This window comes from Bythopirellula polymerisocia, assembly GCF_007860015.1.
In the GTDB taxonomy this organism is placed as follows: Bacteria; Planctomycetota; Planctomycetia; order Pirellulales; family Lacipirellulaceae; genus Bythopirellula; species Bythopirellula polymerisocia.
The window spans coordinates 690,351-713,196 of sequence record NZ_SJPS01000003.1; the positions used below are offsets into that span (position 1 = coordinate 690,351).

Here is a 22,846-nt window from a genome sequence, read left to right on the forward strand (position 1 = left end):
AAACCCCTATGGCTCGATTCCGATTTCGATTGGCAACACTCGAAAAACTCCGCGAGATTCATCGCGACGAGTTGCGGTTGAAATTGGCTGAAGCGATCCAAGCCCACCAGATACTCGAGCAGCAACTCGGGCAAGTGGGTGATGAGCTTGCAGAGTTAGAAGCCTCGCGCCGGGCGGCAGTTGTGGGAGGGGTGACCGATGTCAACGGAATACTAACTGCCCAACGATACCAGGCAGTGCTCTTAGCTCAACAAAAAACCATGCGAGAGCAATCACGCATTTTGGCTGAGGAGTCTGAACAGCGGCGACAGTCGGTCGTGGAGGCGGATCGGCAAGTAAAGGTTCTTGATAAACTCCGAACACGGCAGTTGGCAGATCATCAACAGCAAGCACGACTTACTGAGACCAAGCTGTTAGACGAGGTAGCCTCGCGCTGCCAACAGGAGGATAGCGCATGGGTGCATTAATTCGCTTTGCCTTTCCACTGATAGGTTTTCTCTCGACGGCAACGGTTATCACTGCGCTGGGAAGTTATGGCTACCTGCGTAACTCAGGAAAACTCGACGACGAAAAAGTATTTCGTATCGTCGCAATTATGCATGACGTGGATCTCGACAAGATTGCGAAGGCACATTCCGAAGAACAGCTGGATGTTCCCCGTGAAGAGGATTCATTTGAACGCCGACAAGAAGCCTCGCAAATGGCTACGCTCCAGCTTCAAGCCAAGCGGGACGACCTGATCCGCTTGCTGGATGACTTTGACTCGCAGTTTAAGCAATTGAGTACGGCCAGCGCACGCTACCAGAATTACAAGACGGAAGTAGAGCACTTTCTCACAGAGATCAAACAGGAAGCCCTCGACGAAGGACTCAGATCGGTCCGCGAACAGATTCAAAACATGAATCCCAAAAAACAAGCAAAGCCCTTGTTGATCAAAATGCTAAGGGAAGAAGATCGCATGCATCAGGTGATCTTGATCCTCAATGGCATGTCTCCCAAGAAACGAAGTGACATCATCAAGACCTTCGAGCCCGAAGACCTTGATATCCTCGCAGATCTCCACAGGCACATGTTGGATGGTGACCCCGTGAAACCTTACGTGGAAAACCAGCTCAACGAACTCAATAAACTCAAATCACAAGACAATCTATAGGGCCGCATTGATTACGCGCTTGCAAACTTCCTAGGATCACTATGAGCACCACTTCCATAAGCAGTCTCTTGAATATCGTCGCGCCGACTGCTACTGCATCGGTAGTGCCGGCTGAACCATCCAAGGATTTTGACCGCTTTCTCCACAAAGCCACTACGCCTGTTACTGCGGCCGACAAACCTATCCCGAAACAAGAGCCTGAATCGGCCCAGCCCGAATCCGCTCCCTCAAACGAACCGGCGAAAACTCCAGATCAAGAACAAGCTGCGAACCCGGAAGATAGGGGCGACGCCGAAAAGGCTGCTGACGAACAACCCGTGGCCAAAAGCCAAAAGGTAGAAGCAAGCGAGAAACCCGAAGACGACCAGGACGAACTAATTCTTACCGAAGCCGCCGTTGCGGCGACGACATTGCAGTCTGTCGATTCCCAGGAACCTCAAGTGGAAGCCCCAGTGCAGGGATTAGAAGCGAATGCCGAGGGGACCAACGAAGATTCAGAGCAGCCGCAGGCCGAATCAACCCTGAAAACCCTTTCTCATGAGGAATCGAGCTCTGAAGACCAACAGGCCGAGGCAGGATCTGCCTTGGCCGACGCGGAGGTCGAAACACATGAGAACGAGGGACTAGCCTCCACTGCAAAGCTTCCCAATCAAGCATCGCAATCGGCGGTGAAATCACAAGCAGAAAACCCACAACCGGCTGCAAAGCAGGAAACTCGCCTGCGGAGTGAATCCAATGATACGTCTTCGAATCAGCTAGAGGCTAATCCATCTAGCGAGACGGGCGAGCCAAAGGTCAGCACCGCGGCTCAACGACCGACGCCCGTTGTTGATGCAGCGACGGACCTCGGACAACTGGCGACGGACAACTCGTCTCCAGGTCCAGCTTCCAGCGGCGGACCGAGTTCCTCCAGCGCGACCGCCGTACAAATCACAAGCTCGGCAACACAAGCTCGCACCGAGGCTTCACAGTCACATTCTCGTACTGAACCGGCTGTAACTACAGTCGATCGGGGCCGGTTCGTCCAGCGTGTGGCGAATGCCTTTCGAACGGCGCAGCAAGACAATGGCGAAATCCAGTTGAGGTTGAGTCCTCCAGAATTAGGCTCACTGAAAATTGAAATCGCAGTCCGGAGCGGTGTCCTTACGGCCAAATTGGAGGCGGAAACCGCTGATGCCCGACGCGTGTTGCTGGACAACTTGCCTGCCCTACGACAGCGCCTGGCAGAACAGGAAATCCGCATCGAGAAGTTTGAAGTGGATATCCGCCGCGATGGGGGGCAGGGTCAGTCGGGCACGGAAGACCGTCAATCGCGCGATGAATCAAGCCGCGGCAATACAGCACAACGCAACCGCATGTCCGCTCAGCCAGAAGTAACGACCTCGCGAGTTTCGCGATCCCTATTGAATCCCTCCCCAGATAGCCTCGACGTAAGAATCTAAAACCAACCAGGGGTCCCCTTCCCTACACAGAGACCAAAGTCATGTCCCAAGTAACCAATCTCAGCAATTTGACCAACCCGAGCAAAGCCTCGACAGCTAACGCGATCAACGATGTTGATCTCGATGATTTCTTGAAACTCATGATTTCTGAGTTGCAGAACCAGGATCCACTCAACCCGCTCGAAAACGACCAATTGCTGGCTCAGATCAGTCAGATTCGTGAAGTTGGTGCAACTGAGAAACTCACATCAACACTCGATGCTGTTCTGCTGGGCCAAAACATCACGAGCGCCACGAGTTTGATCGGTGCCGAGATCGAAGCCATCTCTGACGACAATCAGCGTGTCTCAGGACTCGTGAATCGTATCACGATTTCCAATGGCCAGCCGAAACTTCATTTGGAAGAAGGCTCAAAAGTGGCTATCTCTGATGAGCCAGGCGACCTCGAATCGGGCCAGTATAGCTATCGCATTGTGTGGGAAAACGAGGATGGAATACTGTTTGGCGTGGAGACCGACGCGCCTGTCGACGTCACTGAAGACGAACAATCGATTCAGATTAGCAATTTGCCTGTCACGGACCGCGCAAAACAAGTCTACCGCACGAAGTCCGGTGGCAATGGTCCGTATTACTTCGTCGGCTCGCTCGCCGATGGCAAGACTTCAAGCTATCTGGATACCACAAAGGATGATGCCCTCTCTGGAACAACTCTGACTCGAACCCCACAGCTTATCGATCAGCCGAATCGCAGCTTTGAGGTAAGCCTAAATAATGTGGGAGAGATACGACCACCACGTTAGGGTCGAGAGTCAAAAGTTCAAATGACCACGGACAACGAACAACTAATAAATCACCGAACTCCATAACTGGGAGACAATAAAATGGGCCTTCAATCCGCACTCAGTACAGCATTAACAGGTCTGACCGCCGCCGAGACTTCCATCGACGTGGTAGGCAACAATGTGGCCAACTCACAGACGGTCGGCTTCAAGGAATCGAGCGTCAACTTTGCAACGCAATTCTTACAGACACAAAGCATCGGCTCGGCACCCACTACCGGCCGGGGTGGTACGAATCCCCGTCAGATTGGTCTGGGTGTGAAGGTCGCCGAGATTACTCCTAAATTTACTCAGGGTACGGTAGAAATCAGTTCCAGTCCGCTTGACCTGGCGATCCAGGGAGATGGTTTCTATATCGTCGAAGGGTCTGGTGGATCGCAACTTTACACGCGCAACGGTCAGTTCAAGACTAATGCCAACAATGAGATCGTCACCAGCACGGGACAACGCGTGCTAGGCTTTGGCGTCGATTCCAACTTTGAGATTCAGCCAACCGTTCTCAAGCCGATCAGCATACCGCTGGGTGCGGCGGCAGTCGCCCAGCCAACGGAAAATGTATTCCTAGAAGGCTCGCTCGATCCAAGCAGTGAAGTCGGCTCGGTGCCTGGCATCATCCAGTCGGATGTCCTCAGCGACGGCACCAAGGAGGTGCCTGCGAATACATCGTCGGCTGGTGCATTGTCGAAGCCCAATGAAACGACCACGCTTTCGGCTACTCTCGGTGGGAGCATTGGCAATGGAAACTACCGCTATCGTGTGACGTTTGTCGATGGAGACGGAAATGAGGGCCCGCCTTCGAATGTCACCAGCACGATCAATCTCTCCGCAGGAGGAACGGGACAAATCGACCTCAGCTCAATCCCTCAGCCAGCAGGAACGAGTGAATTCACTGACATTCGGATCTATCGTGATCTCAACGGTGACGACGATTTTAGGTTTGTAGATTCGGTTTCCGCAGGCACGACTTCATACAGTGACATAACAGACACCGGTTCCCTGGGGGCTTCGCTCGTCTCGGGGGGACTGAACAATGGCAGCTACAGCTACTATGTGACCTACTACAACTCCACAAGCGGGACCGAAACGCGTCCCTCTGCTCGCTTTGGGCCTGTGTCGGCGGATGCCACCACAAGTCCTTATATTCGCTTGGATAACATTCCCTCTCCTACCAACGATCCGAACTCAGGCAGTTTCGACGGGGTACGTATTTATCGAAATCAGGCAAACAGTCAAAACGAGTTCCGTCTGGTAGGAGAAATCAATCCTACGCAAGTGGCGACGTTTGCACCGGACAACATTTCGTTCATGGATAGTTCGCCCGATTCTGCGATCGCTTCTGCGCCTCAGATTAATTTGGATGGCCCAGAGATTTCTTTCGCATTGCCTTTGATTGAGGTAATTTCTCGCGATGGATCAAACTATACGAATCTCTTTAAGGAAGGAGTGTTGGATTTTACCGGGGCCAAGGGTGGTCGTGATCTTGCCACGAAGCAATTTACAATCACGAGTACCACTACCGTGGGCGACCTGATTACCTTTATGGAACAATCGATGGGCGTGCTTAAGACTGCCAATGAGGACTCCTTCGATGGATCGATCAACTACGGGGGAACCATCCAAGATAGTCGCCTTCAGTTCACCTCAAATCTGGGTATTCAGAATGCCCTCGACATCAATCTGTCGGCTTTTCAGTTGACCGATCTAACTGGATCGAAATCATCGCTGCCTCTAGATTTTACATCTACCAATTCTGATTCGACCCCCGTTAATGGCGAGGGAGGTTCCGCAGAGTTCATCGTTTATGACAGCCTGGGAATTCCCCTGAGTGTTCGGGTAACAACTGTTCTCGAACGAAAAACGAGTAATGGGGCGGAATTCCGCTACATTGCCACCTCACCCGACAACGAACCAGAAACCGGCAATAGCACGGTTGTCGGTACCGGGGTTATCAAGACGGATGGCAACGGAAACATTGTTTCTGTAACGGAGGACTCGGTCGCGATTGATCGCCGGCAATCTCCCTCGGCATCCCCCCTGCTCTTCCAGCTTGATTTCTCCCAGGTGACCGGCTTGAGTACGGGCGCCAATGAACTTAGCGCTAGTCGGCAGGATGGCTTTGCCGCCGGCACGTTGTCCAGTTTTATCATCACCGAAACGGGGTTGATCCAAGGCGTGTTCAGCAACGGTAGCGCACGTGATTTGGGTCAACTGCGAATGGCTCGGTTTGCCAATAATGGTGGTCTTGAACAAGTGGGCGACAACATGTTTGCCGCAGGGGTGAACTCGGGGCTGCCCATCCAAGGCGACCCGGGTGCCAATGGCCTGGGCAATATTACTGCCGGAGCCGTGGAGCTTTCCAATACTGACATTGGTCAGAACTTGATCGAATTGATCTTGGCCTCCACCCAATATCGAGGGGGAGCCCGCGTGATCACGGCCGTCCAGCAACTGCTCGACGAACTGCTGGCCCTGCGCAGGTAGTAGGGTTCAGACGGATTAGTAGGGCCTGAAGGTTTTTAAGTCGCCTTTCGCTCCGCGAAAGTAGCGTTACTTTCGCGGAGCGAAAGGCGACTATGTTGGGAATTCGCAACCTAGAATTGGGCAGAAAATGGTTTTCCTAACCCGAGGCATGATCCATGATCAAACTCACTCGACTCGATGGAGAGGCTTTCATCCTCAACGCCGAGTTAATTAAGTATATCGAACAGCGCCCTGACACATTTATCACACTCATGTCCAACGATCGCATTGTGGTCGCTGAGACACCCGAGGAAGTGATGCGCCGAACCCTTGAGTACCATCGCAACAAGCGAGTACTTCCGGTCGATTGTGTCGGATAAGCGGATTAAGACAGGGAGTTCCTGTACGATTCGCGCAGGTGCTGCTAGCCAATATCAGTAAATCGAGCGACTTCCAACCGCTCCCGCCAGTAACGAAAAGCTATGTTTTCCCAGGCTCTAAGCCGGGACTGCCCACCCCCCAGGACAAATTAAAGACCCTTTCTAGCCGCTCCAACCTATGGACATCGCCACAGTATTTGGAATTATCATCGCCTTCACATTGATCCTGGGATCAATTGTGGTCGGTGGCGGTTCGTTTGAAGCGTTTTACGATCTCCCCTCGGTTTGTGTCGTGGTCGGGGGATCGATCGCCGCGGCGCTGATTTCCTTTCCCCTCAAAAACTTCTTCGGCGTATTCAAAGTTTCTCTTAAAACGGTTTTTTATAAGCTCGATTCGATTCCCAACTTGATCGAAGAGCTCGTGAGTCTGGCAGAAACGGCACGCCGCGATGGACTGCTGGCTCTCGAAAGTCGTCTGGCTGATATCAGTAATCCTTTCGTCGTACTCGGTATCCAGATGGCCGTTGATGGCACAAGACCAGAGGTGATGGAAGACATCATGCGAACCGAATTGGATGCGGTAGCCACTCGGCATCGCGATGGCAAATCGGTGCTGGATTGTATGGGGCGTTTTGCTCCGGCGTTTGGCATGATAGGCACATTGATGGGGCTGGTCATTATGCTGGGTGACATGAGCGATCCCTCGAAAATCGGTGCGGGTATGGCAGTAGCATTGCTAACGACACTTTACGGGGCAATCATGTCGAATGTAGTGTTTCTTCCCCTCGCAGAAAAACTTGGGTTTACCAACAAGCAAGAACTCCTTGCGATGGAGATCATCGTGCGCGGCATCATGGCGATCCAATCCGGTGAAAATCCTCGCGTAATCGAGCAAAAACTCAATACATTTATTCCTCCGAAGTTGAGAGCCAAGGAAAGCCAAGCGGCTTAGTCGATTCGAGTAAAACATGGCAGTTGAAGAAGAACCAGCACCGGGGATCCCAGAATGGGTAGTCACCTTTGGCGACATGATGTCGCTGTTGCTGACGTTCTTTATCATGCTCGTCTCGATGAGCGAGATGAAGGAGGACGAGAAGTTTCAGGCCATGGTCGAGTCGTTTCGGCAACAATTCGGAGCCCATGAATTTGGCAAAGAAATGGTGCCCGGCGAGAGCCGATCTCGCGGTGCCCAGATGCCCAATCCGATTTACTCGATGGGTCGTTCACAGAAAAAAGACATCAAGAATGGTGGGCAAGAAGTGAAGGCCGTCGTCGGAGACCATGAGAAAGTGCAGATCGTCCGACCTGGCGACGATTCTTCGATCGGCGGCGTGATCTACTTCGACGAAAACGCAACAGATCTCACCGAAGACAATAAGCGCGATTTGATACGGATTATCGAACAATTAGCCGGCAAACCACAAAAAATCGAAATTCGTGGACACACCTCGCGAAAGCCAGTAGATCCGAAAAGCGGGATCCAAGACCTCTGGGATCTGGCAGATCGACGCGTGCATAGCACGATGAAATTCCTGATTGAACAGGGAATCGAGCCAAATCGAATTCGCCTTGGAAACGCCGAAGCGCATGAACCCTTGTACAACGGAGTCGATCCCGATCGACTGAAAAAGAACTCGCGAGTCCAAATCCTGATGTGGGACGAACGTGTGTCCGATCTGGATGGCTCGCTGAGACCGGCCGTTATGAACTCACCTACACTCTGAAGTTTGTTTGGCTCCCATCGGAAAACATTAATCCTACCAACACCTCAAAGTCTAATCATGGCCGCACCAATCCCAACGGAAGAAGCTCCCAGCACGGAAGCAGCTAAGATCAAGAAATCAGGGATCATGACCCTGGTCAAGGCTCTCGCTCTGCTGTCAGTCTTGGTAATACTGCAGGTAGTTGGTGTATCCATGTTGATGCCCACTTCCGCAGAGACGTCCAAGATAGCGGAGAAATTGGTCACCGCTGAAAGCACTGCCGACACAGATGATGGCTCTTCGGCTGCACCTGCTAAAGAGTCTGCCGAGATTGCTATTTACAACATGCGTGAGGTGAGTCTGGGAACTTTCCATGTGGTAACCTACGATGCTGACACCGGTAGCAGTCTCAATGTCGATTTCGATCTATTTGGCACCGTGCTAGCAAGCGAAGAGGGGGAATTCCTGCAACTCTACACCGAAAACGAGCGCAGACTTCGGGAGCAAATCCTCGTAACTGTGCGTGGAGCCGACATCTCCGACCTCAGCGATCCTGACTTGGACTTGATCAAACGTAAGATATTGGAGAAAGTCAATCGTACGCTCGGCAAGGCACTCGTTCATGAAGCGATTTTCAGTAAGTTCTCGTTCATTGAACGCTAGGGATGCCGATACGGATAAAGGCGACCAACTTGGGTGCTAGCAAACCGCATTCGAAAGGGATTTTCATGGCGGACGAATCAGGACCAATTGCACAGGACAAGGCAGACGAGCTTACCCCTCCAGCTGGCAGTGGTGTTCAGCCAGATTCCTCCGCCGGGCAACATCCTGCCACGGCAGCAGGCGTCGATTCACCGGCCAACGACATCGAGCTCTTGCTCAACAAAGCAGAGCAGGCATTAGCCTCGATCGACGGCGCCCCGAGTGATCCACTGCAAGCACTCCCTGCCGGCATCAGGTCCTTCGAGTTCGAAAAATTCCGAGGATCGGTGGCCAATGCCGAGGTTGCCACGCTCGAACTCATGCGGGATGTGCAGCTCGATATGACGATCGAGCTAGGTCGTACCCACATGCATCTGGAAGATGTGCTCCAGCTTCGCAAAGGAGCCGTCGTGCCCCTGGATAAGCTCGCCGGGGATCCGGCCGACATCTTCGTCAATGGCCGACTCGTCGCCCGAGGCGAAGTGCTAGTCCTCAACGACAATTTCTGTATTCGCGTAGCAGAACTGATCGTCGGCGAAGCGGCTTAAGGGACTGCTAGCTAAGCTAGTCCCCTGGCATGCAACAATTGATCTGGCCTCAATACCGGGCGAAATCTATAAGCGCCCCTGCGCCGGAAAGCAGGAACTCCCCTGCCAGACATTGCCGGTGCTCTCCCAGCTCGAGGCCGGTCGATGGTTCTACGACATTCTACTTTTCTGCAACTTGCCGCGGCACTAGTCTCATGCTTTGTGGCCGCGGAACTTGCCTCTGCACAACAGACGCTTCCGCCGGAAGCTGGGTCTCAAGTCTTGTTTTCCTACGATCGGGAGAACGTGGCAGAGTCACCTGCCCCTGCGATCTATACAGCCGCGGCGACTCCGGAACCTGTCTACCAAATTGCTCCTCAAACTCTCCCCCCAGCACCTCTGCCTGGCCCAGAGGTACACTATGATCCTGCAATTGCTCCGACGTCCCATGTAGAGGTCGAAGAAGTAACTGCAAGGCCGGACAAACGTCGATTGGCTCCCCCCTCAAAGTATGTGGATGTCCCCACTGAAGGTGGAAATCCAGAGACTCGTCCTGGCACATTGCCTTTCAAAGTGCCGAACTTGGAATCACTTGGAACGGCGGGAACTGGACTCGCATTGGTTGTGGGGCTGTTTCTGCTATGTGTCGCCCTGGTTCGCAAAGGCAAGCCGAACGCTTCGACTCCCCTCCCCTCCAATGCTGTGGCCGTGTTGGGCCGAGTCCCTCTGGCCGGACGTCACTTTGCAAATCTGATCCAGGTCGGATCCAAGCTGGTGCTCGTCGCTGTTACTCCGGATAGCATCCAGACCATCACCGAAGTCACCGAGCAAGCGGAAGTGGAGCGGCTCACGGCGCTCTGCATGAAATCAAACTCTCGAAGCTCATCGGCTGAATTCCAGAAAATTCTCCAACAGATGTCCAAGGAGCCAGCGCACGGCTTCCTTGGCAAGTAATCTATGAACTTGCGATCGCCAATTCGACTGCTGCTTTTCACCGGAGCCCTCTTGGGGGTTTTCGCGGTCGGAGAGACTGTAGCGCAGACGACTGCAGGACCGGCTGGCTTGCTCCCCAGTGTTCTTGGGGGTGGCCCCCAGGAATGGACCAGCCCCGAGGGACTCACATCATCGATTCAGATCATGCTGCTGCTGACGGTAGTCAGCCTGGCACCTGCGCTGTTGCTGATGACCACCAGCTTCGTGCGGATCCTCGTGGTTCTGGGACTGTTGCGGCAGGCCATTGGCACCCAGCAATTGCCTCCCAGCCAAGTGATCACATCGATCGCGCTCTTCATGACCATGCTGTTGATGACACCCGTGTGGACTGCGGTCTACGACGAAGGGATCAAACCATACACAGAAAAAGAGATTGGCCTTGAAACCGCTTGGGAGCGGGGCACTGAACCCGTGCGGCGATTCATGGCTGCCCAAATCGAAAGAACCGAAAACGATGATGATGTCTATCTCTTCCTGAAGTATATGCCGGGGGAGATCGATCCGACGACGGGCGAGTATCCCGACTACGTCTACTACGGCGCGACTAGCGGGGAGAAAAACGTTCCCCTGCAAGCACTCTTGCCGGCCTACATGCTGAGTGAACTGAAGACGGCATTTTTGATCGGCTTTCAGGTGTACCTTCCTTTTGTGATTCTCGACATTGTGGTGGCCAGTATCACGATCTCGATGGGGATGTTGATGTTGCCGCCCGTGTTGATATCTCTGCCGTTCAAATTGCTGCTGTTTGTCCTGGTAGACGGCTGGACGCTGGTCGTTCAGATGCTGCTCGAAAGCTTTTATATTCCCATCTAGTTAAGTGTGGAAGAAACGCACCGTGGATCCGCAAGAAGCAATCGATCTAGCTCGCCAAGCACTCTTGATAGCCTCCTTGGTCGCTGCGCCGATTCTCCTCGCCGGCATGGTGGTGGGTTTGCTTATCGGCCTACTGCAAGCATTGACTCAGATCCAGGAGCAAACCGTTGCATTCGTGCCCAAGCTTGTCGCGATGGTCGTCGCTCTGGCGCTGGCGTTACCCTGGATTCTCAATCAACTGTTAAGCTACTCGACCGAGTTGATCTCGAACATTCCCAACACTCTGTAGCAATAAGAAACGGCAACTGAATGACCGTGATAGAAAATCTGCTACTCGTGCATCTGGGGACCTTTACGCTGGTGCTGGGCCGCGTGGGAGCCCTCGTGATGACGGCTCCGATCTTCGGCAGCAAAGCAATTCCCGTTGTCGGCCGCGCGCTGATTACGGTGATGATCTCGCTGTTGGTGACACCGCTGCTGGCAAGACACGCGCCTGTCGATATTACGAAACTCTTGGTCTTCTCCAAGCTCCTGTTGAGCGAAGTGCTGATCGGCTTGCTACTGGGCTTCGGCATCACAATCCTCTTGAGTGGGATTCAACTGACCGGACAGATCATCAGCCAACTGGGAGGTACCGCGCTGGCCGACGTATTCGATCCCAACGTGGACGAGAATGTCTCTGTATTCTCTCAGTTCTTTTACTTTCTCACACTCGCCATGTTTGTCTTGCTTGATGGACACCGAGTGACAATGGACGCCCTCCTTGATACGTTCTCGCATCTCCCGCCGGGAGAGGCTTCGCTGGGGGTTAGCTACGTCGAAACATTGACCACCCTTTTAGGGCAAAGCTTCGTGTTGGGAATTCGCGCCGCAGCTCCGGCCATGACGGCGCTCTTGCTGGCGACGTTGGTATTGGGACTTATAGGGCGAACCCTGCCCCAAATCAACATCCTGGCGGTCGGTTTTAGCGTGAATGCACTCTTGTCTCTGGGATGTCTGTTTACCTCGATCGGAGTAGTCGCCTGGGCTTTTCCGCAACAAACCTCCACGGCACTCGATCTCTTAACCAATACGCTGCAATCAACGAATGAAGCATCAGCCGCGTCTCGTTAGCGGTTAGGATCAAGTCATTCACCACTCACCAGTCCCCCGTCCCCTCAACTAACACAATCAAATGGCTGAACAAGCGGGCGAAAAAACACAAGACGCGACTCAGCATCGCCGCGACGAAGCCCGTAAACAGGGACAAGTGGCATACAGCCAGGATTTGGGAAGCGCAGCACTGTTGATAGTCGGGGTGCTCCTGATCCGCTACTGGGGAGTTGGCTTGGCTGAAATGGCCGGCAACTTCATGCGTCACCAGCTAGGAACCGTCGGCCCACTCGCGATGCAGCCGGCGGATTCCATCGCCCATTCTCAACAAGTCGTCGACTCCTGGGGAGAAAGCCTCTTGCCAATCCTGGGTCTGCTAGCTGCCGCCGGGGTCCTCTCGAGCATCTTTCAAACAGGATTATTGTTTGTGCCCGACCGTTTGGCTCCGGACATTGGCCGACTCAATCCACTTAGCGGGCTCAAGCGGATCCTTTCGCTCACCGGAGCCGTGAAACTTGGATTTGGCATGTTCAAGATTACGATCGTCTCGATCGTCGCCGCAACCGTTGTCTATCAACGTCATGCCCAGGTACTTTTCAGCAGCGGGTTTGACACGGGAGAATTGGCCTTCTTCTTAATTGACATCTTGCTATCCACCGCTTTGTGGGTTGGTGTGGCTCTGTTCGTGCTGGCCATGTTTGATTATGCCTACCAGAAATGGAAACACGAACAAGATTTGAAGATGACCCACCGTGAAGTCCTCGACGAAATGAAAAACCTGCAGGGGGACCCTCAAATCATCGCCCGCCGCCGCGCCGTCCAAAGACAAATGGCATTGAACCGCATCGGCGACAAGGTCCCCAAGGCCGACGTCGTGGTGACTAACCCTACGGAGTTAGCTGTAGCGATTCAATACGATCCCGCAGAAATGCGTGCCCCGATCGTGGTGGCCAAAGGTGCCGGCGTGATCGCCCAGCGGATTCGCCGTCTGGCTCTGGAGAATAATGTCCCCGTGGTCGAACGCAAACCACTGGCCCAGTTGCTTTACAAAGAAGTAGACATCAACCACCCGATCCCCGATCAGAGCTACGCAGCCGTGGCCGAAGTGCTGGCGTATGTCTACCAACTCAAAGGCAAGAAAATGCCGACCATGCCGCAAGCGGCGTAATCAATAACCATACTTCTCAAAATAACCTGCCCAACGTTCACGAACCATGGCACGTTTCTCATCGGCTATCTCGTAGTGGTTCGGATGATAATTCTTGACCGCTGCCAGGTGCTCATTCAACGCGGGCTCAACACTGGCGAATTCTCCCAGCTCAAGTTCTGCATATAGTTTGCGGACACAAGTGTGCGGATCCTGGACCAGATCTTCGTAGCGTAGTTCGACGATCTGGTTCTCAGCTAAGCGCTGGCGATCTTCCTCGTAGGCAGCGTACATGCGTTCCAAGGAGCCCAGCACATACTCTTCCACCCACTCTTGGTCTCCCAAGACTTGGATGCGTTGCACTTCGTTTAGCGACTTCCACAGTCCCATCGTCGACACAAAAAGATCATAGGGATCGCGGACAATGTGAACGAACTTCGCGTCGGGATAGAGTTCCAAGAGCGTGCGTACCCGGGCCGTGTGGGGGGGCGATTTGACGATGATCCGGCGGGAATCACGGAACGTCACCCGCTTGAAAAATTCATGCAGGGCGGTGCCCCACAACTGTCGCTGCGCGGGTTCCAGCGCGCGCAGGTCCAGATACTCTGGATAGGCCTCACCTCGCCGGGGAAACAACATCGACAGATAAGGAGTCGGCACACCTAGATTGCTCAGCGCAAACTCATCTTCCTGAGGACGTCGCCAACCTGCTGCCATGTTGTCCATCGGTCGGCGGCTTGGGATAAGTTTGCTTGTCAGCGGCGCGAGCCATGTTTCAGTCAGCACGAAGTGATGCGGCACAAAGCATTGATAGGTGTTGGGATAGGTGTGCTCCGGATCGCAAATCAATAGCTCATGCAAGAACGTGGTTCCAGCCCGCCAATGCCCCAGGATGAAGAGCGGAGAGTGTGGGATCTCAACTTCTTCAACTTTCCGAGAATAAACGAGTCGGTCAAGCAAAGCGAGAAAGCTATTGAGCCCAGAAACGAGCGTGATGCTGGCAGCCGTGTGTGACTTCGTGAAGGACACGTCGAAATGATTGTGAGCCAGTGTGCCGATCCATGTGGAGAACCGCATACCATGCCAGAAGCGCGGCGTGTACCATGGAACCGGATTTTTCACGACCCGCTTTCGGTGTGGGGCAGCCAGTCGTTCGTCGAGAACACTCATAGGGAAATCGTCAGTGGTCCGTAGCCCGTTGTCAATTGCCACTGGAAAGTAGGTTAAAGATTCGGTAAATCGATTAGATCGTCTTTCGCCCTTGGGCTTCGGTCATTTCGCCAATGAGCGAAAAAACTTGCCCAAGCAACAGCCAAGATTATGAGAAACCCTATGCCCGCGATGGGTCCCCACCAACTTGACCGGTCAGAGACGGACTGAATCCATGTCACATTTCCTGCCAGCACTACAGGAGTATAGCGTTGCTGCTGGCGACTTGTCTCCCCGTTGCTATCGACGAGCTTTCGCGACCGATATCGCCAGCTCTTGAAGAATACCCCCTCGAGGCGGACTTGCTCCCGGATTTCGTCCCCCAGAGGAAAACCGGCTGGCAATTGCGTGACACAACCTATCACGGGCAAGTTCTGCGAGTCGCGCGTGAATAGCTCCAATTCATAGTAGTCGAATCTTTCATTAAGATTGCCATCTTCCAATTCGGCCTGCTCCACAATCCGCACTGCTCGACGGGCGATTCCTTCCAGACGGACCAATTCGCCAACTTGCCCCTCCGGAGCGAGAAACAGTGGTACGACAGACGACAACCCATGCTGGGCCTGCTCGGCAATCGTGGCGGCGATTTTTTTCTCGGTTATTTCATCCGCAACCGGTGGCGTTTTCGCCAGGCAATCGAAATGTGCCGAGACTTGTGCTGACAGCTGGTCAGCAGCAACAGCGTCCAATGCGGCTAGGGCCGAGAAGAAGGCTTCTGCTTCGCGACTGGACTCGGGGGAAGCAAACTCTCCGCGTTGCGCGACGGCATCCCACAGCGAGGCGTCCATCCCGTGTTGCGAGAGGAGCAGCTTTCCGCTGCCAACACCACTCTCCGGGAACCAACTCAGGCGGTTAGTGGCCATGATTTTGGATTGATCGATGTCTCGCAACAAAACCGCTCGACATACTACCGGTTCCAACATCTTGGATTTCCCCAGCCAACTCTTGGGGATTTCTGGAGTAAACAAAGTTACGCTTTGCGAATTTTTCGCTTGCAATCGACAGCGATAAATTTCGGAAACGCCGAGCAATGGCGCAAACTCAACGGGAATCGGGATAGATTCGCACTCAAGCGCCGTTCCGGAAACCTTAAACAGGTCGCCGACGGATGCGGAAGCCAAGTCTGCCGCCGGCAAAGTCCAGCGGGCAAGGTCTGCTGCCTTGTGCTGTGTCAAGCGGGCAAAGAGTGGTGCCAGAATGTGCCAATCGGCATCAGTCAAATCCGCTTTCGCTGAAATCGTTTGTAGCACTGCGGGTCCTAAGCCGATCAGTTCCAGGACATCACGAAAACTACCTTTTTCTTCGACGACAGTTTTACTTGGCCTCTGAACGGTAGACTCGCGCGAATCATAACCAGCCTTTTTGTCTGAAGAACCAGGAGCAGTGTCAACCGTTTTAGCCAGCAGCACAGGTGCCAATCCTAAGCCTTCCTCCCACGCGTACGACCAATTTTTGAAGAACACTCCTTGCACCAACACTTCAACGTTGAGGCTGTCGCCGCGGGGAAAACTTTCAGGCAGTTCGAGACTGTAAACAATAATCGGCCAAACTCCGCCGCCAGCAGGACGGATCACCAAGCGATGGTAAGAATTGATATCGAAGTCGTTTGCGGGAGCATCCAATGTTTCTTCACGAAGCACCCTCCCCGCCATAGTCACGACCTTGCCACGGTAGACATTCGGCTGGGAAATCAACTGGGCATAGGTCAACTCTCCCACAGATTGAGAGCGAATTTGCTGCGAACTTTTCTTGCACAGTCCATCCAGGATCGCAAACCAGGCCTCATTCTCTTCGGAACGAAAATACGTATTGTCTTCGATGTCTGAGAAATCAACGGAAGACTCAGTGGACTTACTTTTAACTGATGGTGCATTCCGAGGCGCCGATTCTTGTGGCGAATCGCCGGCAGCTATCGCCAAGATAGGCCCAGTGGGCATTGTGGGCCGATCATCACTACTCGCAACGGGCCGGAAGAGGGAGTCGATTCGTTCGACCGTCGTCGGTTGTTCGAGGGCCTGCATCGAAACGATCACGATCCCCAGCAGACCCACTAGTAGCCAAACTCGCCAACCTGCTTTGCTCAGCAGGCGGGAACGGTTGGTTGATGGGACAGAAGTGAATCGCAGCATAGGAGTAGTTCAATCTTAATGTCTATTAGGCTTCAGTGTCCCACACGACGGAGATCAGGGTGAAAACCCACGCTATCCCCTACAGTTTATCATATTTCATCGAGACCTTTCCCTGCTGGTTTAACCATAGAGATTGTGTAAAATAAAGCTGGCTTCAGGAACAGATGAATATTCTCACATGAACAATAGACACATGGCATGTCGATCTCTGGACGCTGCGATGTTCTGGCTGTTACTTTTCGCCGCCGGTCTATGTGGCACGACTCTGGCAGACGATCGATCGGGTGATTTTCTCGACAAATTGCGCGAGAAGGGTTGGCATGACGTCGCCCTGGAATATCTAGAGCAGGCCAGTGACGATCCCCTGGCCACGCCCGAGTTTCTCGGTCGCGTGGAATTCGAAATGGCTGTCACTCGCAGTGATCTCGCCCGCAGGACAGTCAACGCCAATCAACGGCAAGCCATGCTCTCCGAGGCAGCAGAAGGTTTGCGCAACTTTGCCGCCAAAAATCCGAATTCACCTTATTCTCTTACGGCGCTGGGCAAACTCGGCAATCTACTCGCTGACCAGGGACTTTCGGTGCTGAAAAAGGCAGAGCAGTTATCTCCGCAGGGTGCTTCGGATCAACTTCGCGAGCAGGCCCGAACTATGCTTGTAGAGGCTGCTACGACCTTAGAACAAGTCGATCGATCGATTGCCGAGCAATTGGGCACCCTCTCTCAAGTCCAACCGGGGCAATCGAATAAAGAGGTACTCAAACAGCGGCAAGAGCTGGAAGACAAGCAAGCGGAAGTGCGATTCTTGCTGGCCAACTTGAACTATGAAAAAGCGCGGACCTATGCCCCCGACTCTGCTGAGCGCCACGAAGTCTTGGAAGATGCTGCCGATGGTTTTGCGAGACTTCAAAAAGAATATGAGAACAAACTGGTAGGATTCTACGCCCAGCTCTATGAGGGGCGCTGCTATCAGGACATGGGTAATTGCAAGAAGGCTTTGAAAATTTACGAATCACTTGTGGGTCATCCAGTTGGCCATGCTGATTTTCGCAAGCTACTTGCACGGGCCGTACGCTATCGGGCCGAATGCCATCTTGCTTCTAATGAGCCCGACAAAGCCATCGAAGAGTGCAGCGAGTGGCTCGATCGCTCACGCGGTGAAGAACTCGAACAGCCAGAGTGGCTTGCCGTTACTTTTCGCTTGGCGAATGCCTACAACCACAAGATCGATAGCGATGAAGTAAGTGGAAACGTAAGCCGCATGCGAACCGAGGTCCGCAAACTTCTCCGTGAGGTCGCGCGCCAGTCGGGCGAGTTTCAAAATGAAGCCCGGGCTGCCCTAGCTCTCTCTGGGGAAAATGGCTCTAAACCCGTAGAGGTGAAAGGCTTTAAAGACGCTTTTGAAGCTGGCAAGGCGGCGATAGAACAAATGGGATCCTCGCAGCTTGCCGCGAAATTGGCAGTCAAGAACAATCCCGATGCAGTTTCCGATCTTCAACAGCAAGCCCGCGAAAACCGTGAGGCCGCAATTCGATATTTCGAATCGGCTCTCAAATTGGGCGGTTCAGAGGTTTCCAAGGACCAATTGGTGGAAGCCCGCTATTTTCTCAGTCGCCTTTATTGGGAACAAGGTCGCACCAGTGAAGCCGCTGCACTGGGCCTTGAGATTGCCCAAGAACATCCCGATAGCCCCTTCGCTTCCACAGCCGCCCAAGTCACCCTGGCTGTTTACGAAGGACTCTTCCTCGAAGCGCAAGCAGCCAACAAAAAAGACGCTCTTGTTGAGGCTAGCCAGAAACTCCGCGAGATTGCCGAACTGATCGTGGCAAACTGGAATGATTCCCCCGCCGCAGTGACGGCCACCAATTTGTTGATCTCGATCGCGATGCGTGAAAATAATCTCGACGAAGCAGACCAATTGCTGGCCAAGTTGCCTGCCGAGTCTCGTAGCTCGGCAAGTCTGAGTTTGGGAGGTTCGTTGTGGGCTCGATATTTGCAACTCGCTGCGGAGAGTAACCCAGCTTCTGACCCAACCTCGAAGGAATTCAAGTCTCGAGCCGCGAAAAATTTGGCCGAGGGTTATCAGTCGCTTTCAAACGATGCGAAGCTCAACCTCGCTCAAGCCGCGAGTGTGCTGTATTACGTGCAGTATCTGCTCGGCGAAGGAGATGCCAAACAGGCGCTTGCGGTCTTGGAAAATCCCACGGTTGGGCCACTCGCACAACTCGATCACCCAGAGTTTGGTGGCAATTCGGCCTTCGCCCTCGAAACATTCAAGGCTGCTTTACAGGTGTATTTGTCAGTCGATCCCCCGCAAGAGAAGAAGGCCATCGCCATGATGGAACGATTGGATCGAGTTACCGGCTCCTCTCCCCAGGCCCAGAAACAACTCACCAGCATTTATGTCAATCTTGGCCTGCAATTGCAGAAAGAGATCAAGGCTCTCACCGCCAGTGGCAACCAAGCCAAGGCTCGCAGTGTGGCCGCCGCCTTTGCCGGTCTTTTACGAAGAGTAGCCGAGCGAGGCGATTCCCAGAGTTGGTCGGTACAAACTTGGCTCGCCGAGACAAGTATGCAACTAGGGGGAAGCCTTCGCGGATCCGACGCTGAACGCTACCTCGAACAAGCTGAAAAAGCATATCGCGATCTCATTGCTGCCGCCGAAAAAGATCCCTCAACTGCCCCGAGTGAACTGGCAGTGCTGGCGGTCCGCAAGAAACTGGGCGAAAGCCTGCTCGCTCAGGGGAAATTTGAGCCAGCCATCGAGCAATTCACAGCAGTCTTGACTGACAAGCCGAATATTTTGGAACTCCAGCAAGCCGCTGCCGAGGCTTTGCAGCAATGGGGAGCCACCCAGTCCGATCCTGAAAAGATCGAAGCATCAATCCAAGGCGCTCAACCACAGGTGAATGGTAAGAACCTGATATGGGGTTGGCTGAAGATGGCAAAGTTCGCTGACTTGGCCAAGCGAAATGCCGCTCTCAAGACCGATCCTGCTTCGGTTGCATTAGCAGCCAAATACTACGACCTGTTTTTCAATGCCCGCTATCATGCCGCCGAGGCAAGGTTGGCAGCCGCAAACATGGCCAATGGCACGCAACGCACCGAGCAAAAGGCGACCGTTCGTCAGAGCATCGAAACACTTAAGCAACTTTATCCCGATCTGGGGGGACCAAACTGGCAACAGAAGTTCGACTCGTTGTTGAAGGAGTCACAAAAATGAATCAATTTCGTTGTCTTCTCAATCTTGCTTGCGTTGCTTGGCTTGCAATTTTATTTATTTGCTTGCCAGCCCAAGCTCAAACGGGGATCGACCGTGTGCAGCGACGCAATGGCTCCGATTCGGGGCAAGTTACTGAGACCACTCCCCTCGGTGTGACCATCTCCAAGAGTGGTGTCACCAGCCAGATACCCGCCGAAGAAATCCGCAGCATCACGTTTGATGGGGAACCGCCTCAATTCAATTCCATTCGCAGGGCGCTCAACCGAAGCCGATTTGACTCCGCGCAGGAAGCATTAGGGAATCTGGATCCAACCGAGATGGATCGCCCCGAAGTCCGGCAAGAGTTCGAATTCCTTTCGGCCACCGTTCAGGGAGATCTGGCATTGGCCGGCAAAGGAGACATGAAGGAAGCCATTGCCGCCGCGGGAGGTTTTCTCTCAACGAATCGCACCAGCTACCATGTCCCGGAAGTGATCGAACTTCAAGGTAATTTGTATCTTGCTGCGGGAGACGCTGCTTCTGCTCGCAAGAAATACGAAACTCTGGCGAAAGCTCCCGCCGCTTATTACAAGGCTCGTTCGGCGCTGTTAGTTGGCCAATTGCTGCAACGTGAAGGAATCCCCAACGGGGCTATCGAACAGTTTGACGCTGCAATCAAACTGGCCAGTGGCAACACCGGTGCAGAAGAGATGCTTACGACGGCCAAACTGCAGCGGGCCGTCAGCATGTCGGCTGCCGGTAAAAGCGAAGAAGGAATCGAAGCGATTAAACTAATGATCGTCGCCGCCCCCAGCGATGAGGAGCAGCTATTGGCACAAGGATACAACGCTCTGGGGGATAGTTATTTGGCGGCAGGCAATCTCAAGTCAGCCAGAAATGCCTACCTGCACGTTGACTTGCTCTTTGCCACCGCGCCTGATGAGCATGCCGAAGCATTGTATAAGCTGGCTCGGATCTGGGAGGACTTGAAACAGCCCACCCGTGCAAAGGATGCCCAGCAGCGCCTCAGCGAGCAATACCCATTGAGTCCCTGGTCAGGGCGTTAAGATGAAGCGATTGGGCGAAAAATGGGGGACGATTTGATCGTGGCAAGAAATGAGTTAGTACGTTAGATTAGAACATCTGAATAGTAACCTCGCGTCAGCCAATTTGAGGTTCGCGAAATTCCTCTGCACTTGGAGCATTCTAAACCATGCAACTGGCCACACCACTTTTTCCTAATACACAGCGCGTCTGGCGGTTGACAGTTTATGTCCTAATGTCATTGCCGCTGTTGGTCTGTTGTTTTCAACTTCAACTAGTTTCTGCACAGGACCCGACTGCCTCGGGAGATGTAGCTGCTACTGAATCCGCTGTCGAACAGGTGAGCTATTTGCAGTGGGCTGCCGGCTCTTTGGGGTGGTTTTACGGCCTCGTGTTTCTCGGCCTCTCTTTTTCGCTGGTGGCGCTGTTTGTGATGAACCTCCTCACAGCGCGCAGGGAGAATGTCATCCCCAGCACGCTTGTCGAAGGTTTTGAGAAACAACTCGATGCCAAGCAATATCAGCAGGCCTACGATCTGGCCAAGAGTGATGAATCCTTCTTGGGCCATGTCTTGTCGGCGGGCTTGTCAAAAGTTTCTGCCGGCTACAACCAGGCCATCGAAGCGATGCAAGAAGTGGGCGAAGAAGAAAATATGCGATTGGAACATCGGCTTAGCTATCTGGCCTTGATCGGATCGCTGAGTCCCATGATTGGTCTGTTGGGTACGGTGAGTGGTATGATCAGCTCTTTCAAAACGATCGCCAACACAGCCACGGGTGCTCCCGATCCCCAGTCGCTCGCTCAGGGTATTTCGACGGCCCTCTTCACTACTCTCGTGGGTCTAGCGCTCGCAATCCCCGCTCTGGCGGCCTATAACCTGCTTCGCAATCGCGTGGCACGACTGGTGCTGGAGGTCGGCATCGTCAGCGAAGGCCTGATGAACCGTTTCCAGAAACAACCCACGCAGCCGTAACGAGAGTCGGAGTTTTTCAGCCATGCGTATTCGGCCACGGGGACCACAGGGAATTGTCGAAGGGGATTTGACCCCCATGATCGATATGGCGTTCCAGTTGATCGCCTTTTTCATGTTCGTGATCAATTTCTCGGAAGTCGAACAGGACCAACGTGTTACGCTGCCCGCCAGCGAATTGGCCCGACCTCCCGAGGCCCCTTACGAACAGCCGCTGACAATTCATCTGACTGATGATGACCATTTCATCTACGGCGGCAAGGAACTCACCTCCATTGGAGCTTTGCGGTCGGATCTCTTGCAAGAGACACAGATAATCAAGCGATTGACGAATAAGGATATTGCCGACGTCACGGTGATCATTCGTGGTGACGAGGATGCCAAGACGGGCATGGTGCAGCGAGTGATCCAGATCGCTCAGGAACTAGGCTTCGAAGCCTTTGCCCTGCGCGGCAAACAAAGCGACATCCCCACCCTCGGCGGCGAACGACAAATGCAACCTGAATAGTATTACAACTCGCGCCTCGTAACTCACAACTCGCGACTTCCAAAATGAAATTTCGCAATACCGATCACCGCGAACACATCGTCTTGCAGATGACGCCGATGATTGACATCGTATTTCAATTGATGGTGTTTTTTGTGTTCACGTTTAAGATTGTGTTGCCCGAGGGGGATTTTAATATCCGCATGCCCTCGGCCCAGACAAGTACGGCCAGCGCGATGAGCGAGTCCCCCTTGCTGAGGGTCCGGTTGAGGGCAACTCCTCAGGGGGAATTGGCCCGCGTGCAATTTGGTGATGTGGTCCTCGATGGGGATGCTCCATTCTACCACCTGCAAACAAGAATTCGTGATCTCATCGGCGATGAAGCAGGTCCCGGTTCCTCGGACCAGGAAGTGGAGATCGATGCCGACTATAATCTCAAATATCGATTTGCGATGAACGCGATCACAGCAATCACAGGTTATGTTGACGATAATGGAGAGCAACACAAGCTCGTGGATCGGGTGCGGTTCGCACCACTGAACGAGTAACTGCTTAAG

22 protein-coding genes are annotated in these 22,846 nt (G+C 53.5%); 20 read left to right on the forward strand and 2 right to left on the reverse strand.

All coding sequences use genetic code 11. The features are described from left to right. The first annotated feature begins 8 nt into the window (after nucleotides 1-8). The 15 genes from fliJ to Pla144_RS12350 all read left to right on the forward strand — a co-directional run bounded on the left by fliJ (nucleotide 9) and on the right by Pla144_RS12350 (nucleotide 13,272). A complete protein-coding gene (fliJ, locus tag Pla144_RS12280) occupies nucleotides 9-467 on the forward strand; it encodes a flagellar export protein FliJ (RefSeq protein ID WP_146450959.1) in 459 nt (152 codons plus the stop codon). Next, nucleotides 455-1,153 (forward strand): hypothetical protein, encoded by a 699-nt coding sequence (locus tag Pla144_RS12285; RefSeq protein WP_146450960.1) that lies wholly within the window; start codon nucleotides 455-457, stop codon nucleotides 1,151-1,153. Before fliJ ends, Pla144_RS12285 begins: the two co-directional genes overlap by 13 nt. A gap of 41 nt (nucleotides 1,154-1,194) precedes the next feature. Beyond that, nucleotides 1,195-2,595, forward strand: coding sequence for a flagellar hook-length control protein FliK (locus tag Pla144_RS12290; protein WP_146450961.1), 1,401 nt, complete (start codon nucleotides 1,195-1,197; stop codon nucleotides 2,593-2,595). A 41-nt stretch (nucleotides 2,596-2,636) separates the two neighbouring features. Then, nucleotides 2,637-3,395 (forward strand): flagellar hook assembly protein FlgD, encoded by a 759-nt coding sequence (locus Pla144_RS12295; RefSeq protein WP_146450962.1) that lies wholly within the window; start codon nucleotides 2,637-2,639, stop codon nucleotides 3,393-3,395. 81 nt (nucleotides 3,396-3,476) lie between these two features. Next, nucleotides 3,477-5,915: a flagellar hook-basal body complex protein gene (locus Pla144_RS12300; RefSeq protein WP_146450963.1), complete on the forward strand. Its 2,439-nt coding sequence runs from the start codon at nucleotides 3,477-3,479 to the stop codon at nucleotides 5,913-5,915. Between the two features lie 155 nt (nucleotides 5,916-6,070). After that, a complete protein-coding gene (locus tag Pla144_RS12305; protein ID WP_146450964.1) occupies nucleotides 6,071-6,274 on the forward strand; it encodes a flagellar FlbD family protein in 204 nt (67 codons plus the stop codon). A gap of 178 nt (nucleotides 6,275-6,452) precedes the next feature. Continuing rightward, on the forward strand, nucleotides 6,453-7,226 hold the full coding sequence (locus Pla144_RS12310; protein ID WP_146450965.1) for a motility protein A: 774 nt from the start codon (nucleotides 6,453-6,455) through the stop codon (nucleotides 7,224-7,226). Between the two features lie 16 nt (nucleotides 7,227-7,242). Further along, a complete protein-coding gene (locus Pla144_RS24600) occupies nucleotides 7,243-7,998 on the forward strand; it encodes an OmpA/MotB family protein (RefSeq protein ID WP_197530631.1) in 756 nt (251 codons plus the stop codon). A gap of 57 nt (nucleotides 7,999-8,055) precedes the next feature. Beyond that, the gene (locus tag Pla144_RS12320; RefSeq protein ID WP_146450966.1) at nucleotides 8,056-8,640 is read left to right on the forward strand and encodes a hypothetical protein; all 585 of its coding nucleotides are present in this window, start codon (nucleotides 8,056-8,058) and stop codon (nucleotides 8,638-8,640) included. A gap of 65 nt (nucleotides 8,641-8,705) precedes the next feature. Continuing rightward, nucleotides 8,706-9,227 carry a flagellar motor switch protein FliN gene (gene fliN / locus Pla144_RS12325; protein WP_146450967.1) on the forward strand — a complete coding sequence of 174 codons (522 nt, stop codon included), beginning with the start codon at nucleotides 8,706-8,708 and terminating at the stop codon, nucleotides 9,225-9,227. Between the two features lie 144 nt (nucleotides 9,228-9,371). Next, entirely contained in the window at nucleotides 9,372-10,160 is a 789-nt protein-coding gene (locus Pla144_RS12330; RefSeq protein ID WP_146450968.1) for a FliO/MopB family protein, read from the forward strand. A gap of 3 nt (nucleotides 10,161-10,163) precedes the next feature. Beyond that, nucleotides 10,164-11,012, forward strand: a complete 849-nt coding sequence (gene fliP / locus Pla144_RS12335; RefSeq protein ID WP_146450969.1) for a flagellar type III secretion system pore protein FliP — start codon at nucleotides 10,164-10,166, stop codon at nucleotides 11,010-11,012. A gap of 22 nt (nucleotides 11,013-11,034) precedes the next feature. Further along, nucleotides 11,035-11,301, forward strand: coding sequence for a flagellar biosynthesis protein FliQ (fliQ, locus tag Pla144_RS12340; protein ID WP_146450970.1), 267 nt, complete (start codon nucleotides 11,035-11,037; stop codon nucleotides 11,299-11,301). 20 nt (nucleotides 11,302-11,321) lie between these two features. After that, a complete protein-coding gene (fliR, locus tag Pla144_RS12345; RefSeq protein WP_146450971.1) occupies nucleotides 11,322-12,125 on the forward strand; it encodes a flagellar biosynthetic protein FliR in 804 nt (267 codons plus the stop codon). A gap of 61 nt (nucleotides 12,126-12,186) precedes the next feature. Continuing rightward, nucleotides 12,187-13,272: an EscU/YscU/HrcU family type III secretion system export apparatus switch protein gene (locus tag Pla144_RS12350; RefSeq protein WP_146450972.1), complete on the forward strand. Its 1,086-nt coding sequence runs from the start codon at nucleotides 12,187-12,189 to the stop codon at nucleotides 13,270-13,272. Here Pla144_RS12350 and Pla144_RS12355 read toward each other — a convergent pair whose 3' ends face one another. Both Pla144_RS12355 and Pla144_RS12360 read right to left on the reverse strand, forming a co-directional pair. Continuing rightward, nucleotides 13,273-14,421 (reverse strand): sulfotransferase family protein, encoded by a 1,149-nt coding sequence (locus Pla144_RS12355; protein WP_146450973.1) that lies wholly within the window; start codon nucleotides 14,419-14,421, stop codon nucleotides 13,273-13,275. It lies immediately after the preceding gene. 53 nt (nucleotides 14,422-14,474) lie between these two features. Further along, the gene (locus Pla144_RS12360; protein ID WP_146450974.1) at nucleotides 14,475-16,589 is read right to left on the reverse strand and encodes a hypothetical protein; all 2,115 of its coding nucleotides are present in this window, start codon (nucleotides 16,587-16,589) and stop codon (nucleotides 14,475-14,477) included. A gap of 178 nt (nucleotides 16,590-16,767) precedes the next feature. Here Pla144_RS12360 and Pla144_RS12365 point away from each other — a divergent pair, with 178 nt between their 5' ends. From Pla144_RS12365 to Pla144_RS12385, 5 genes are all read left to right on the forward strand, one after another. Further along, the gene (locus Pla144_RS12365; protein ID WP_146450975.1) at nucleotides 16,768-19,809 is read left to right on the forward strand and encodes a tetratricopeptide repeat protein; all 3,042 of its coding nucleotides are present in this window, start codon (nucleotides 16,768-16,770) and stop codon (nucleotides 19,807-19,809) included. Then, nucleotides 19,806-20,855: a tetratricopeptide repeat protein gene (locus tag Pla144_RS12370; RefSeq protein ID WP_146450976.1), complete on the forward strand. Its 1,050-nt coding sequence runs from the start codon at nucleotides 19,806-19,808 to the stop codon at nucleotides 20,853-20,855. The genes Pla144_RS12365 and Pla144_RS12370 overlap by 4 nt, the downstream gene beginning before the upstream one ends. Before the next feature lie 212 nt (nucleotides 20,856-21,067). Then, nucleotides 21,068-21,805, forward strand: a complete 738-nt coding sequence (locus Pla144_RS12375; protein WP_391580968.1) for a MotA/TolQ/ExbB proton channel family protein — start codon at nucleotides 21,068-21,070, stop codon at nucleotides 21,803-21,805. Between the two features lie 22 nt (nucleotides 21,806-21,827). After that, nucleotides 21,828-22,310: an ExbD/TolR family protein gene (locus tag Pla144_RS12380; RefSeq protein ID WP_146450978.1), complete on the forward strand. Its 483-nt coding sequence runs from the start codon at nucleotides 21,828-21,830 to the stop codon at nucleotides 22,308-22,310. Between the two features lie 44 nt (nucleotides 22,311-22,354). Continuing rightward, entirely contained in the window at nucleotides 22,355-22,837 is a 483-nt protein-coding gene (locus Pla144_RS12385) for an ExbD/TolR family protein (protein ID WP_146450979.1), read from the forward strand. The last annotated feature ends 9 nt before the right edge of the window (nucleotides 22,838-22,846 follow it).